We start from the raw sequence: 14,419 nt of genomic DNA on the forward strand, positions 1-14,419 counted from the left end.
TTAATCTGGCAAATTTTCCAATTCAAAAATACAATTCGCTGTTTCTTTCAATCTATTGCAATCTTCATCCTGTACCACAATAAAACTGAAGGCATCGCACAAACTTAATTTATGGCTGGCGTCATATGTCGTGTCGTTACCCAGCATGGTGATGTGCTTGATGCCGGGCATTGCACCGACGATTTCCGTGAATCGTTCAGGCGCGTGCATTCGGTTTGTCTTGTAAATGGCCAGAATCGTTGCGTAGCCTTGCTTGTCCGAAAATGCGCTCTCAACGAGACTTCCATGCAAATGGTCCCGCAACAGGCGGTCGTATGACTTGAAGCCGCACGCGCTGGCCGCGATGCTCAATACCCCTTTGCCGCCGCTGTTTCTGTTGTTGCACTCCAAGAGATAGAGGGTACCGTCGGCTGCCTGCATGAATTCGTTATGAGTAAAGCCGTTTTTGACTTCCAAGGCGGTCAACGTCTCTTTGGCCTGCCGGGCCAGCCGCGACCAGATTTCAGGGGTGTCGATGACTCTGGTTTGACGGTACAGCGGGGTGCCATTGAAGTCCATCTTGAGGGATTGAAAAACACAGCTGATATAGTGCACGCCATCGATACTCACTGCGTCGACGATGTATTCGACGCCATCGATGAGTCGTTGCGCCAGATACTCTGCGCCGGTTGGGTTGGCTTTGAAATATTGACGGATATCGTCGAATTTTTCAGCGCGAAAAACCCCCATGCTGCCGCATCCACCCAGCGGCTTGCAAAAGACCGGGTACGCCAACGGCAAATCGTTGATACCGTCTATCGATGCCGGCGATAGCAGACGCTGTTCGATATGAGGTAAGCCTGCTTTTTTCAGCGCCTCCTGCATGGACCATTTACATGAGCGAAAATGGGAGGTATCCGGATTGTTGGCGTAATCCGGCAGAAGCACGCCAACGACTCTGTCGGTAATGGCGGTCGACGCTTCGTTGCCGTTAATGATGAAATCGAAGCGGGTACTCGATAATTCAGGATGTTTGACAATAGGCGCGATATCCTGCGCATTTTTCATTTCGACGAAAATCTGCTTATCGAAGAAATTTTCGTCAGGCCTCATGTATTCGTCGATTTTATTCAACGGCTTGGTAAATAATGCGATAGTCCTGATTTTGTGTTTTTTGAAACTGTCTGAAAGGTACTGGCAGGATGAGATGGGGTCGATAATCAATATGGTCTTGCTGCTCTCATTCGCACTGGATGGTTTTAATTGTATTTCATGCATAATATTTATTATTGAAAGTTAAATTCGTCGCTCGCCGGATGCAATCCGGTATTGTGCGGAAAGCGGAGATGGACGAGCGGTTTGATAAAATGGGATCGAATTACAAAGCGATTGCATATTTCAATAAATCACCGCTTGCAGCAGGATGATCATCGCAAGCAGGACTAGCATCGCTTGTGGCCGTACAGGGCGAGTGCGCCGTCGGCGGCGTTGGACTTGAGGTGTGAAACAGCAATGCCCATCCGACAGCAACACGCGGCGCAATTCGCTGCGCTGCGAGGAGTGGGGCGAGCCTAGCTTGCACGGTTTGCTCATGATGGTCTCCCGTTGGGATTGACCATGTCATATTGGACGAACGCAGGGTGTTCCGACCTAGGAGCAATCTGAATATTTACTTAGGAAAATAGGCCGGCGGCGGGCGCCGCCGGCAGTCGAAAGTCAGGCCGTTTTGATGACTTCGGCGAAAGCTTGGGCGACCCGCGTGGCGTTGTCCTGGTTCAAGCCGGCGACGCACATGCGGCCGGAACCGACCAGGTAGACGGCGTGCCGCTCGCGCAGACGTTCGATCTGCGGCGGGGTCAGGCCGGTGTAGCTAAACATGCCGCGCTGGGTCAGCAGGTAGTCGAAAGAGTGATCCGGCACTTCGACGCTCAGCACATCGAACAGCGCTTGGCGCATGGCCTTGATACGGCTGCGCATGGCGCCGAGTTCGCTTTCCCACTGCTGGCGTAGCGCCGGATCCTGCAGAACCCCGGCGATCAACTGGCTGCCATGGGTCGGCGGGCTGGAGTAATTGCGTCGCACGGTGGCCTGCAATTGCCCCAGTACGCGCTGCGCCTCTTCTTGGTCGGCGCACACGACGCTCAGGCCGCCGCAGCGTTCGCCATACAGCGAAAAGATCTTGGAGAAAGAGTTGGCGACCAGGAAGGCGGCGCCGCGTGCCAGTAGGGCACGGATGGCATAGGCATCCTCTTCCAGCCCGTCGCCGAAACCTTGGTAGGCGATGTCGAGGAAAGGAATCAGCTCGCGCTCGAGCAGTACGTCGATCACCTTGTCCCACTGGGCGCGGTTCAGGTCGGTACCGGTGGGATTGTGGCAACACGGATGCAACAGAACGATGCTGTGCGACGGCAGGCTGGCCAGGCAGTCGAGCATGGCGTCGAACTTGATCTTGCTGCCTTCGGCGGCGAAGTAGGGATAGCGGCGCACCTGGAAGCCGGCGCCCTCGAAGACCGCCACATGGTTATCCCAGGTCGGATCGCTCACCCAGACGCCGGCCTGCGGAAAGGTGCGCTTGAGGAAATCGGCGCCGATCTTCAGCGCGCCGGAACCACCGAGGGTTTGAATGGTGGCGATGCGCGCGACCGGTGCCGCTGCGCCGAACAGGAGCGGCTGCAGCGCTTGGCGGTAATTGGCCGCGCCTTCCATCGGCAGGTAACTGCATGGGCCCGGTTGCTGATGCAGCCGTTCTTCCATGGCCGCGACGGCTGCCAGCCGGGGAATGCGGCCATGCTCGTCGTAGTACAGGCCGATGCCGAGATTGACCTTGCCGGCGCGCTCATCTTTCAGAAAGGTTTGCAGCAAGCTGAGAATCGGGTCGCCTGGGTAGGATTCTACGTGTTCAAACAAGAGCGTTCTCCTAAGTCGTTTGCAGAAAAGGTTATTTTTATCTGTCGACTATACCGTCAGCCCAGGATGTCGGCCAGCGCTATTGCCGCGGGCACGTCGCGTGCTCGCCGGCATCGTCGTGCAACGGCACCTCGCTGGCGAGAAAGTCGATTAAGTGACGAACGGCGGGAATCAACCCGCGCCGCGATGGATAGACCAAGTGCAGGATGCCCCAGGGGGCTTGGCAATCGGGCAAGAGCTCCTGCAGGCGACCGTCGGCGAGAAATGGCCGGCATGCCAGGCTAGGCAGCAGCGCGACGCCCATGCCGTTCGCGGCCGCTTCGGCCAAGACGATCAGGTCGTCGGTCATCAGACGCGGCGTGTCGATCTGCAACCGGATCTCATGGCCGTCGCCATCGAGCAATACCCACTGGCCGCGGCCATCCGGCCGGCTCATGGTCAGGCAGGGGTAGCGCAGCAGATCCATCGGCACGCGCGGCGGGCCCAGCTCGGCCAGCAATGCCGGACTGGCGACCAGCACCAGGCGGCTGACGCGGAGGGTGCGCGCTACCTGGTTGGCGCTGTCTTCGATGACGTTACGCACACGGATGGCGATGTCGATGCCTTCTTCGATCAGGTCGACGCGTCGATTGGCGGCATCGAGTTGAATGCGCACTTGCGGATGAGCGGCGAGAAAGCGTGGCAGCAGCGGCGCGAGCAACATCTTCGCCAGTAGCTCCGGACAACTGATGCGCACCAGGCCGCGCGGCTCGGCCTGTACTCGGGCGATGGTTTCTTCCGCCGCTTCCGCCTCGGACAGAACCGCCTGGCAATGCTGGTAGTACTGACTGCCGACTTCGGTCAGCGATAGTCGGCGGGTAGTGCGCTGCAATAGACGCACGCCGAGTCGCTCTTCCAGTTCGGCGATACGGCGCGACAGACGCGATTTGGGAATGCCAAGCGCGCGACCGGCGGCCATGAAGCCGCCGTGCTCGACCACCTTGGCGAAGTAGAACAAGTCATTCAGGTCTTGCATGGCAATTGTCCTAAAAATGGAACAATGAATCTGATTTTAACTATCTAGTTCGAATTGTTCCATGGATATACGATTCATCCATGCTCACTGCTTTTAAAAGGACAAGACCATGAAACTCCTGCATATCGATGCCAGCATTCTCGGCGACAACTCCGTATCGCGCCAACTGACCGCCGCCTTGGTGGATGCCGCGCGCCAGCAGCACCCCGGTCTGAGTGTGACCTACCGCGATGTGGCGGCGGAACCGATCGCCCACCTGTCGGGCGAGATCCTCGGCGCGGCCTTCATGCCGGAGTCGGACTGGAACGACACGCAGCGTGCCGAACGCGCACTGACCGATACGCTGATCAATGAATTCCTGGCGGCCGATGTGGTGGTGATCGCTGCACCGATGTACAACTTCTCGATTCCGTCGCAACTGAAGAGTTGGATCGACCGCATCGCCGCGGCCGGCCGCACCTTCAAATACACCGAGAACGGCCCGGTCGGCCTGGCGGGCGGCAAGAAGGTGTTGATCGCCTCGTCGCGTGGCGGTGTGTACTCGAGCGAACAAGGCAAGTCGATGGACTTTCAGGAAGACTATCTGCGCACTGTGATGGGCTTCGTTGGCATTACCGATTTGCAGATCGTACGCGCCGAAGCGGTCAATATGGGCGACGACAAGCGCGCCACCGCGATCCATGCCGCACGCGAGGCCATCGCCGCACTGGCGATTTGATGGACAGCAAACGCACCCTACGGGACTAGCGCGTAGGGTGCGTTCGCGAAGCAGCGCGCCAATCCGCCCCCGCGCCTACGGCGACACCCAATCCCGTACCGGCAGAAAACGTTCGTAGAGTGCCGCCTCGTCCGAGCCGGGCTCGGGCTGGTAGCCGTATTCCCAGCGTGCCAACGGTGGCATGGACATCAAGATCGATTCGGTGCGGCCGCCGCTTTGCAGCCCGAATAAAGTGCCGCGGTCCCATACCAGATTGAATTCGACGTAGCGCCCGCGCCGGTAGAGCTGGAATTGACGTTCGCGCACCCCCCAGGAGTGCGCCTTGCGCCGTTCGACGATCGGCAGGTAGGCGTCGAGAAAGCCATTGCCGACTGCTTGCGTGAGGGCGAAGCAACGTTCGAAGCCCCCCTCGTTCAAGTCGTCGAAGAACAGGCCGCCGATACCGCGCGCTTCTTGCCGGTGCTTGAGAAAAAAGTACTGGTCGCACCATTGCTTGTAGTTCGGGTAGACCTGTTCGCCAAACGGTCGACACACCTCGCGCGCCACCGTGTGCCAGTGCACGGCATCTTCCTCGAAACCGTAATACGGCGTCAGATCGAAGCCGCCGCCGAACCACCATACGGGTTCCGCATCGTCGCGTTCGGCGACGAAATAGCGCACGTTGGCATGGCTGGTCGGCACATAGGGGTTGTGCGGATGGATCACCAGCGACACGCCCATGGCCTGGAAACGACAGCCGGCGAGTTCGGGCCGGTGCGCGCTGGCCGAGGGGGGCAGTCGGTCGCCGCTGACATGGGAAAAATTGACGCCGGCCTGCTCGAAGACCTGACCCTGAGTCAGGACGCGGCTTTGTCCGCCGCCGCCCTCCTCGCGTTGCCATGTGTCGCAGACGAACTGAGCTGCGCCATCCGCTTGTTCCAGCGCTTGGCAGATCCGCGCTTGCAGTGCCAGCAGAAAAGATTGTACGTCGTCGGTCTGGGGGCGCTGCATGGCCATTCCTTGGGGACAGTTGATCGGGCCGCTATTCTAATGCCGAACGCATGGCGGTTCTATAACGGTTCGTCGGCTGCGCCATGCTCGGGAATGTTGAGCACGAAGCGTGCGCCGCCTGCCGGACTGTCGGTGACGAACACACTGCCGCCATGTTGTTCGGCGATCAATCGCACGAAAGACAGGCCGAGACCGTAACTATTGCTGTTGCGCTCTCTGTCGTTATCGAGACGGTGGAAGGGTTCGAAGATGCGTTCGCGCTCGGCTTGCGGCACGCCCGGACCATCGTCGTCGACCACGACGGTCAACCACCCCTCCTGCTTGTCGACCTGAAGGCGTACCTGGCTTTGGGCGAAGCGAACGGCATTGACCAGCAGGTTGCGCGTGGCAATGTACATCAACTTACGGTCGAACTCGGCATCGGCCGTCGGGCAAGCCAGTTCGAGTACGACCCCGGCCGGCGCCAACGGTTGGATCAAGGCCAGCAGGTCGGCGAACCATTCGGTCAGTTCGGTGTGCTCGCGCTGCATGACGATTTGCCCTTGGTCGAGCTGAGCATAGCTCATGCTGGCGTTGACCAGATCGTCCAGCTCCTGCATGTCGTGCTCCATGCCTGCACGATACTTCTCTCGTTCCGTCTCGCTTTCGGCTTCGAGCAACATGGTCAGGCCGAACCGCAGGCGGGCGATCGGCGTCCGCAATTCGTGCGATACGGCGTGGCTCAACGTTTGGTGGGCGTTCATTTGCCCTTCGAGGCGCTCGGCCATGGTGTTGAGACCCGCCGACAGCGGGGTCAACAGCCAGCTCTTCGCGCGCGGCGCTCGCGCGGACAACTCGCCCGCCGCCAGTTTTTCGGCTGTGCCGCGGATGGCGACCAAGTCGTTCCACAGTGGGCGCAGGAAGAAAAAGACCAGGAGGCCGAAGCCCAGGCCGGTCAGCGTCCACCACAGTGCTTTGGCGTGGGTGCCGTCGGTCAGGAGCGAGTCGCTATCCGGCACGGCGAAGTCCAGCGGACCGAACACCAGTACCCGTTGGCCGTCGCCGACGCGGGCGTAAAGCAGATTACTATTTTCGTCAAAGCGTGTGATGCCGCGCTGGATATCCAGTCGCTGGCCGTCGTCGAGCGACTGCAAGTGTTTGAGGTCGGTCAGCGCGATCTTGTAGGAGAAACCGGTCGCGAGCTTAGGCAGGGCGGTGGGCCAGTCTTGCTCGGGTTGGCTTTGCAGCTCTTGTTTGAACATCTGCACGGTCCCGCGCATGAAACTGCGTGCGTGGTCTTCGTCCACACCGGTATAGAGCTGGTCGATGACCACGCCGACGGCGCTGATGATCAGCACCAGCGCCAATAGCGCGCTTAGGTAATAGCGGAAGAACAGCGTCGCGAGCGAGGGGCGCAACAGGTCGCGCAGATAGCGTCTCATCCCAATTCCCAATCGCTTTTGGAAAACAGGTAGCCCTTGCCGCGCACGGTCTTGATGCGTGTGGGGGACATCGGATCGTCGAGCAGTTTCTTGCGCAAACGGGAAATGCGCGCGTCGATCGAGCGGTCGTTGCCGTCGAACCCGATGCCGCGCAGTTTGCCCAGGATGTCGTCGCGCGACTGGATGCTACCGGCGTGGCTGGCCAGTAACCACAGTAAATCGAACTCGGCGGTGGTCAGGTCGAGGTACTGCGAGCCCAGCCGCGCCGTGCGCGTGCCCTGGTTGATGGTGAACTGGCCGAAAGCCAATTGGTCGGTGGCGAGGGCGCCCTGGCGCGGCTCGCCGCGCCGCAGTAGCGCACGAACCCGGGCCAGCAGCTTACGTGGCTCGACCGGTTTGGCAAGGTAGTCGTCGGCGCCGAGTTCCAACCCTAGGATTTCATCGATCTCATCGTTGCGAGCGGTCATCATCAGAATGCGCCCGCCAAAGTAAGGTCGCAGATCGCGGCAAATCTCAAACCCCGCCTTGCCCGGCAGCATCAGATCCAGCACCACCAAGTCGGGACGCGCCGCCATGATCTTGGCTTCGGCTTCGTCCCCCTTGCTGCAGGTGCTGACCTGGTAGCCGTTCTTGCCGAGAAAGGCGGCAATCAATTCGGCCAGCCTGGTGTCGTCTTCGACCAGGAAAACATGTTCGCTCATGCAGGCGCTCGCATAGAAGAAGACCACCGATTTCCGGAAGTTGCACTTGTCATTGAAAGAATAACCTCAAACAATAAAACGATAACTCCAATAGACCGTCTAACGGTCTGCGCCCTTCACAATAACAGCATGGAAACCTATATGATGCCACGATACAAAGAGAAAGTGTTTTGGCTGGTCGTTGCCCTGGTCGGCGCGATGGCCTTCGCCACGCTCGCGCTCAGCCGCGGCGAGACGGTCAGTGCCGTCTGGCTGCTGGTGGCCGCGTTGTCGGTATATGCCATCGCTTATCGATTCTATAGCCGATATATCGCCACGACGGTGTTGCAACTCGAGCCGAGACGGCTCACGCCGGCAGAACGCCACAACGACGGGCTGGACTATGTGCCGACCAATCAGTGGGTGGTCTTTGGCCATCATTTCGCCGCGATTGCCGGGGCTGGGCCGCTGGTCGGTCCGGTGCTGGCGGCCCAGATGGGCTTTTTGCCAGGGACGCTGTGGATACTGATCGGTGTGATGCTGGCCGGCGCGGTACAGGATTTTCTGATTCTGTTTCTGTCGATCCGCCGTGACGGCAAGTCGCTTGGCGACATGATCCGCCAGGAGATGGGCCCCATTCCCGGCGTGATCGCCTCGTTCGGCATCCTGATGATCATGGTGATCTTGCTGGCCGTGCTGGCGCTGGTCGTGGTCAAGGCGCTGACCAATAGCCCTTGGGGAACCTTCACCATCGCCGCCACGATCCCGATTGCGCTGATGATGGGGATTTATGCGCGCTTCATCCGCCCGGGGCGGATCGGCGAAGTGTCGCTGCTGGGCTTGCTGTTGCTGCTGTTGGCCATCTGGTACGGCGGCCATGTGGCGCAGACACCGGCGTTGGCTGCCATTTTCGCCCTCAAGGGCACGACGCTCGCCTGGTGGATGATCGGTTACGGTTTCGTCGCCTCGGTGCTGCCGGTATGGTTGTTGCTGGCGCCGCGCGACTATCTGTCGACCTTCTTGAAAATCGGCACGATCGCCGGTTTGGCCATCGGCATTTTGTTGGTGGCGCCCCAACTGCAGATGCCGGCCGTGACCCGGTTCGTCGATGGTTCCGGCCCGGTATTCTCCGGTAGCCTATTCCCCTTCTTGTTCATCACCATCGCCTGCGGCGCGGTGTCGGGTTTCCACTCGCTGATTGCTTCCGGCACGACGCCCAAGTTGATCGAAAACGAGGCTCAGGCCCGGGTGATCGGTTATGGGGCGATGCTGTTGGAAAGCTTCGTCGCCATCATGGCGCTGACGGCGGCCTGCGTGCTGGATCCGGCGGTGTATTTCGCCATGAATAGCCCGGCGGGTCTGATCGGGCATAGTGCGGCCGAGGCTGCGCAGGCGATCTCCTCATGGGGCTTCGCCATCACGCCGGATGCGCTGACCCAAGTCGCGCGCGACGTGGGCGAGTCCACCATTCTGTCGCGCGCCGGCGGTGCGCCGACCCTGGCGGTCGGCATGGCGCATATTCTGTCGCGCGTGCTGGGCGGCCAGGCGATGATGGCCTTTTGGTATCACTTCGCCATTCTGTTCGAGGCCTTGTTTATTCTGACGACGGTCGACGCCGGTACGCGGGTGGCGCGCTTCATGATTCAGGATTTGGGCGGCATGGTGTACGCGCCGTTGGCCAATACCGAATCGTGGCTGGCCAATCTGGCCGCCACGGCGCTGGCGGTGGGCTGCTGGGGTTATTTCCTGTATCAGGGGGTGGTCGATCCCTTGGGGGGGATCAATACGCTGTGGCCGCTATTCGGCATTGCCAACCAGATGCTGGCGGGTATCGCGCTGACGCTGGCCAGTGTGGTGCTGATCAAAATGGGGCGTGCGCGCTATGCTTGGGTCGCGCTCGTGCCGACGGCGGCACTGCTGACGGTGACGTTGATCGCCGGCTGGCAGAAATTGTTCAGCGACAGTCCCAAGGTCGGTTTCCTGGCGCACGCCAGCAAGTTCTCGGCGGCGCTGGAGCAGGGGCAAGTGCTGGCACCGGCTAAATCGCTGATCGAGATGCAGCGCATTGTCTTTAACGATTACGTCGATGCCTCCCTGACCGCCGTATTTGTGCTGGTGGTGGTGTCCATTGCGCTGTTCGGTCTGGCCGTGGCGCGCAAGGCACTGGGGTTGCGTTGGGCGACCGCCAAGGAAACGCCGGCTGTCTATCGCGAGGAGTCGATTCATGGCTGAGCGATTGGCTCTGTGGTGGCGTCGCCTGGTGCAAACGGCGCGCTTGATGGTCGGCGTGCCCGACTACGATGCTTATTTGGCGCGCCGGCGCGGCAATACCCCGCCGCTGAGCCGCGCCGCATTTGTCCGCTATTGCGCCGAGCGCCGCCTGGGGGGGCGCCGGCCCGGCAGATGTTGCTGACTCGGTGCCGAAGCATGCCGATCGTGCCGCCCGCTTCATCAAGGAAGCGGGCGGCATTTTTACGTTATTCCGGTACGGTGGCGCGCTCGGACCGACGCGAGCGTTGTGCCTCGCCGCGCTCGCTCAATCGGTTGAAGTAATGGCGCCAAGGCTGTTCGATCCGGCGATAGGTCTGACTGGCGAGATAGATGCTGGCCAGCACGCAGAGCAGTGCCAGGCCATCGGCTTGCCAAGGGTTCTGGAAAACGATCAGACCTTTGACGCTGCCCGCCGATCCGACGCTCAGGGGGAGATGAAGGTTGTTTTCGATGAAATGGATCGAACGGTTCAGTAGGATGCCGGTGACGAAAAAGTGCACCATGTAGATCGAGTAGGACCACTGACCGAGAGACTGGCTCCACGGGGCCATCATGATGGCCGACAGGCCGCCTTGCTGTAAGGAAAAAACCAGAACGGCGATGGCGAAGACCAGTGGTGCGGCGAAGGATCCCGGCCCCTCGCCGGCGAACCAGATAAAAATCAGCACCAGCGCCAAAGCCGCGTATTCGGCCGCGTTGTGCCAGCGCAGCATGACTGAAGCGTGTTTGCGATAGACGCCATAGCAGACGGCGCCGCACAGAAAGCTGACGATGCAGCGCAGAAAACCAAAGTCGTAGGTGGCGTTTTGTCCATGTGGTGAGAGGACCATCAACAGGGTGCCGCTCATCAGTAGCAGAACGATAAACACACTCGCCGCCAGTGGCTTGCCGAGTGGCCGGATGAGCGCGACCACCACGGCGAACAGGAGGTAAGTATAAAACTCGGCCCCGATGCTCCAACTCGGCAGGTTCCAACTCAAATAGGGGAAGAGGTGCATCGATTGCAACAGAAATAGATGTGCGAGCATGGCGTCGACCGAGGTGCTGAGACTAAAGGCCGCTTGGTTCATGTGCGCGCCGGCCTTGAATGCCGCAAGTTTGACCAACTCCATGGCAATCAATGCCAGTAAGGTAAATAGATGCAGCGGATAGATCCTGCCTAGGCGGCGCACGATGAAGCGTTTGAGCGCCGACGGCCGATGCAGCGTGTCGGCGTAGGCGCTGCTGATGACGAACCCGCTCAGCACAAAAAAGAAGTCGACGAACAGGTAGGCGTTTCGCACCCAGGGCGCCGAATAGCCGTGCCAGTTCAGATTTAAATGATGCAAGACAATCATGATGGCGCATACGCCGCGCCATCCATCCAGTGCCTGAAATCTCATTTGTATCGCCGCCGTCGATGATCAGCTTGCAGCGTAGACATCAAATACGGTGCATACGCTTTTTGCTGGCCTATCGGCCAGACCGGCCGTTCACAGCATTGCCAAGTGAGAGACAGCCAGATTGATCAGTGCGCCGCCGACAATCAGGTAGACGAACAGTAGACCGGCCAGTAACAGTGGCTTGACCCCGGCGCGGCGTAGCGCCGAGACGTGGGTGGTCAAGCCCAGTGCGCCCATCGCCATGGCGAGTAGTAGATTGTCGATAAACAGCAAGACGTGGTCGAACTGGCGTGGGAAAAACGGCAGCGAGTGCAATGCGGTCATGAGCACGAACAGTACGGCAAACCAGGGGACGGTGATCGACCGGGCGTGTCCGTGGCGCGGCTCGGTGCGTGCCATCCAGGCCGACAAGCCGATCAGGAAGGGCGCGAGCAGCATGACGCGAATCATCTTGACGATGACCGCTGTGCTTTCGGCATCCGGCGAGGCGGCGCGGGCGGCGGCAACCACTTGCGCCACTTCGTGCACGGTCGAACCGGTATAGACGCCGAAAGCGTGGGCATCGCCGCCGAACCAATGCAAGGCCAGCGGGTAGAGCAGCGGGTAGAGGAACATCGATGCGGTACCGAAGACCACCACGGTGGCGACGGCCACCGCCACCTTCTCGGCGCTGCCGCGCACCACCGGTTCGGTGGCCAGAACCGCGGCGGCTCCGCAGATCGAGCTGCCGGCGCCGATCAGAATCGCGCTCTTCTTATCCAGGCCGAACAGCCGGGTGCCAAGCCAGATCGACAAGGCGAAGGTGCTGGAGAGAACCAGCAAGTCGATGATCAGGCCGCTGGTGCCAACCTTGGCGATGTCCTGCAATGTCAGTCTGCAGCCGTACAGAATGATGCCCAGCCGCAGCAGCTGCTGCTTGCCGAAGGCGACGCCATGGTGGCTGCGTTCGGCAATGTGCGGATAAAGCGTGTTGCCGAGCAGCATTCCGCCGACGATCGCCAGTGTCAGCGCCGACAGGCCGAGATGGCTGAAGGCGGGGAGACCGGCCAGGTAGAGAGCGATGCCGGCTAGGAGCAGAATCAGCGCCATCCCCGGCAGTATAGTGTTTCTTGTCATAACGATAGTCCTGTTTCTTCTATGGACTGGACTTTACTTCTTCGAGCTAAATCAGTAAAACGAATAAAATTACTTAAATTGATTAGGAAAACTACTTTGAGTTTGCGTTTGAGCCTGCGTGAACTGGAGGTGTTCGTCGCGATTTGCGAGGAGCTGAACGTCACCCGTGCGGCCACGCGCCTGGCGATGACGCAGTCGGCGGCCAGCCAATCGTTGTCTTCGCTCGAGTCCGCGCTGGAAACGGTTTTGTTCGACCGGGTCGGCCGGCGGTTGGTGGCCAACGAGCATGGCCGGCTGCTTCTGCCTCGGGCCCGGGCCATCCTGGATCTCGGCCATGAGGTTCAGACGCTGTTCTCCGGCACGGCCGCCAACTTGCGCCTCGGTGCCAGCACCACCATTGCCAATTATCTGCTGCCGCAGCAAATCGCCCGTTTCCGGGCAAGCCAACCGGCGGTTCGGTTGGAGCTGATGGTCGGCAACACCGATGAAATCGTTGCGGCGGTCGCCGCATTTCGGGTCGACGTCGGCTTCATCGAAGGGCCGTGCCATCACCCGGAGTTACAGGTGCAGGCTTGGCGGGACGATGAGTTGGTGGTCGTGGTCGGCGCACAGCACCCGTTCGCGAAGAGCATGCCGTCTCTTTTGACGTTGGCACGTGCCGAGTGGATCTTGCGCGAGGCCGGGTCGGGGACGCGTCAGGAGGTGGAACGGCTGTTGCTGCCAAGGCTTGGCAGCTTCGCCGTGGCGATGGAAGTGGGCGATTCGGAGGCTATCAAACACGCGGTGGCGGCGGGGTTGGGCGTCAGTTGCCTGCCGCGACGAGTCGTGGCCGGCGAGCTGGCGCGCGGCGAGCTGGTCGCATTGCCGCTGGCGACGTTGACGCGCAACCTCTACCGGGTGATGCACCGCGACAAGGCGCTGACACGCGGTATGGCACAGTTTCTTTCGCTATTGGACGAAGCATAACGGCCGGCCCATCGCTAAGCCGGCCGCCGAATGCTTTACAGCCAAAAATCGCTGCGTGCGCGATGCTCGACCAGCAGTGCTCGGAAGGTGCCTGGATCCTTGGTGTAGGTCAGCGCACCCGCCATCGGATGATGCAGATCGAGCAGACGCGACACCCAGAAACGCAAGGCGGCGGCTCGCAACATTGTCGGCCAGGCTTCGATCTCTGCGGCATCGAACGGCCGAACGGCCTGATAGCCTTGCAGGAAGGCACGAGCCAATTCTGCGTCGATGCTGCCATCCGGCAGACGTGCCCAATCGTTGAGCGCGATGGCGACGTCGTAGATCAGGACGTCGTTGCAGGCGTAATAGAAGTCGATGAAGCCGGCGATGGCATCGCCGGCCATCAGCACATTGTCCTTGAATAAATCGGCGTGAATCACGCCACGCGGCAGTTGGCTCGTGCGGTATTGCGCCTGGAAACGTATCTCGTCGCGCAGCAGGGCTGCCTCGGCGTCCGTCATCAGCGGGTACAGCACCTTGGCGGTTTGTGCCCACCAGCCTGGTCCGCGCGGATTGTCCATGGTCAATTTGAAGGTGGCGGCGGCGCGGTGCTGGGTGGCCAGCATGTCGCCCACCGCGCAGCATTGCACCGAGCTTGGCGCATCGATGTCTCGACCGTGCAGACAGGAGACCAGACAGGCCGGACGATCGCACAGCATCGAGGCCAGGCGATCCTGCCGATCCAAGAGCGGCGCGGGGCAGGCCACGCCGTGGCGGGCCAGGTGGCTCATCAGTTCGAGGTAGAACGGCACCTCGTCGAGCTTGAGCGTTTCGAACAGGGTCAGGACGAAGCGGCCATGCGTGGTGTCGACGAAATAATTGGTATTGGTGACGCCGGCCGCGATGCCCTCGAAGGAGACCAACTGCAGCTCGTATTGCCTGAGCCAGTCTCTCAGCGCGGTATCGGTGACGACGGTGAAAACCGACATGAA

Annotated in this window: 14 protein-coding genes; 4 read left to right on the forward strand and 10 right to left on the reverse strand. The window is 60.4% G+C overall.

From position 1 onward, the window contains the following. From DFP86_RS06445 to DFP86_RS06460, 4 genes are all read right to left on the reverse strand, one after another. Complete coding sequence (locus DFP86_RS06445; protein WP_133679335.1) at positions 1-1,257, reverse strand: ATP-grasp domain-containing protein; 1,257 nt, start codon at positions 1,255-1,257, stop codon at positions 1-3. A 120-nt stretch (positions 1,258-1,377) separates the two neighbouring features. After that, on the reverse strand, positions 1,378-1,572 hold the full coding sequence (locus DFP86_RS06450; protein WP_133679337.1) for a hypothetical protein: 195 nt from the start codon (positions 1,570-1,572) through the stop codon (positions 1,378-1,380). A 123-nt stretch (positions 1,573-1,695) separates the two neighbouring features. Further along, on the reverse strand, positions 1,696-2,886 hold the full coding sequence (locus tag DFP86_RS06455) for an amino acid aminotransferase (protein ID WP_133679339.1): 1,191 nt from the start codon (positions 2,884-2,886) through the stop codon (positions 1,696-1,698). A gap of 79 nt (positions 2,887-2,965) precedes the next feature. Continuing rightward, positions 2,966-3,901 (reverse strand): LysR substrate-binding domain-containing protein, encoded by a 936-nt coding sequence (locus tag DFP86_RS06460; RefSeq protein ID WP_133679341.1) that lies wholly within the window; start codon positions 3,899-3,901, stop codon positions 2,966-2,968. 109 nt (positions 3,902-4,010) lie between these two features. Between DFP86_RS06460 and DFP86_RS06465 the strand changes: the two genes are divergently transcribed. Then, a complete protein-coding gene (locus DFP86_RS06465) occupies positions 4,011-4,619 on the forward strand; it encodes an FMN-dependent NADH-azoreductase (RefSeq protein ID WP_133679343.1) in 609 nt (202 codons plus the stop codon). A gap of 75 nt (positions 4,620-4,694) precedes the next feature. On the opposite strand, the gene hemF is transcribed toward DFP86_RS06465, so the two are convergent. Genes hemF through DFP86_RS06480 form a run of 3 tightly spaced genes read right to left on the reverse strand, consistent with a single transcriptional unit; the run spans position 4,695 to position 7,731 of the window. Further along, a complete protein-coding gene (gene hemF, locus DFP86_RS06470) occupies positions 4,695-5,609 on the reverse strand; it encodes an oxygen-dependent coproporphyrinogen oxidase (RefSeq protein ID WP_133679345.1) in 915 nt (304 codons plus the stop codon). Positions 5,610-5,668: 59 nt separating this feature from the next. Beyond that, a complete protein-coding gene (locus tag DFP86_RS06475) occupies positions 5,669-7,030 on the reverse strand; it encodes an ATP-binding protein (protein WP_133679347.1) in 1,362 nt (453 codons plus the stop codon). Then, positions 7,027-7,731, reverse strand: coding sequence for a response regulator (locus DFP86_RS06480; RefSeq protein ID WP_133679349.1), 705 nt, complete (start codon positions 7,729-7,731; stop codon positions 7,027-7,029). The genes DFP86_RS06475 and DFP86_RS06480 overlap by 4 nt, the downstream gene beginning before the upstream one ends. Before the next feature lie 144 nt (positions 7,732-7,875). Here DFP86_RS06480 and DFP86_RS06485 point away from each other — a divergent pair, with 144 nt between their 5' ends. Then, positions 7,876-9,942, forward strand: coding sequence for a carbon starvation CstA family protein (locus tag DFP86_RS06485; RefSeq protein WP_133679493.1), 2,067 nt, complete (start codon positions 7,876-7,878; stop codon positions 9,940-9,942). Beyond that, entirely contained in the window at positions 9,935-10,123 is a 189-nt protein-coding gene (locus DFP86_RS06490) for a CstA-like transporter-associated (seleno)protein (protein WP_133679351.1), read from the forward strand. Before DFP86_RS06485 ends, DFP86_RS06490 begins: the two co-directional genes overlap by 8 nt. A gap of 64 nt (positions 10,124-10,187) precedes the next feature. Here DFP86_RS06490 and DFP86_RS06495 read toward each other — a convergent pair whose 3' ends face one another. Both DFP86_RS06495 and DFP86_RS06500 read right to left on the reverse strand, forming a co-directional pair. Beyond that, positions 10,188-11,363, reverse strand: coding sequence for an acyltransferase family protein (locus DFP86_RS06495; RefSeq protein ID WP_133679353.1), 1,176 nt, complete (start codon positions 11,361-11,363; stop codon positions 10,188-10,190). A gap of 90 nt (positions 11,364-11,453) precedes the next feature. Next, positions 11,454-12,479 carry a YeiH family putative sulfate export transporter gene (locus DFP86_RS06500; protein ID WP_133679355.1) on the reverse strand — a complete coding sequence of 342 codons (1,026 nt, stop codon included), beginning with the start codon at positions 12,477-12,479 and terminating at the stop codon, positions 11,454-11,456. A 96-nt stretch (positions 12,480-12,575) separates the two neighbouring features. Here DFP86_RS06500 and DFP86_RS06505 point away from each other — a divergent pair, with 96 nt between their 5' ends. Continuing rightward, positions 12,576-13,445, forward strand: a complete 870-nt coding sequence (locus tag DFP86_RS06505; protein ID WP_133679357.1) for a LysR family transcriptional regulator — start codon at positions 12,576-12,578, stop codon at positions 13,443-13,445. A gap of 35 nt (positions 13,446-13,480) precedes the next feature. Here DFP86_RS06505 and DFP86_RS06510 read toward each other — a convergent pair whose 3' ends face one another. Continuing rightward, positions 13,481-14,416: a homoserine kinase gene (locus tag DFP86_RS06510; protein WP_133679359.1), complete on the reverse strand. Its 936-nt coding sequence runs from the start codon at positions 14,414-14,416 to the stop codon at positions 13,481-13,483. Positions 14,417-14,419: the final 3 nt, after the last annotated feature.

Origin of the sequence: Paludibacterium purpuratum (genome assembly GCF_004363805.1) — a bacterium.
Lineage (GTDB): Bacteria > Pseudomonadota > Gammaproteobacteria > Burkholderiales > Chromobacteriaceae > Paludibacterium > Paludibacterium purpuratum.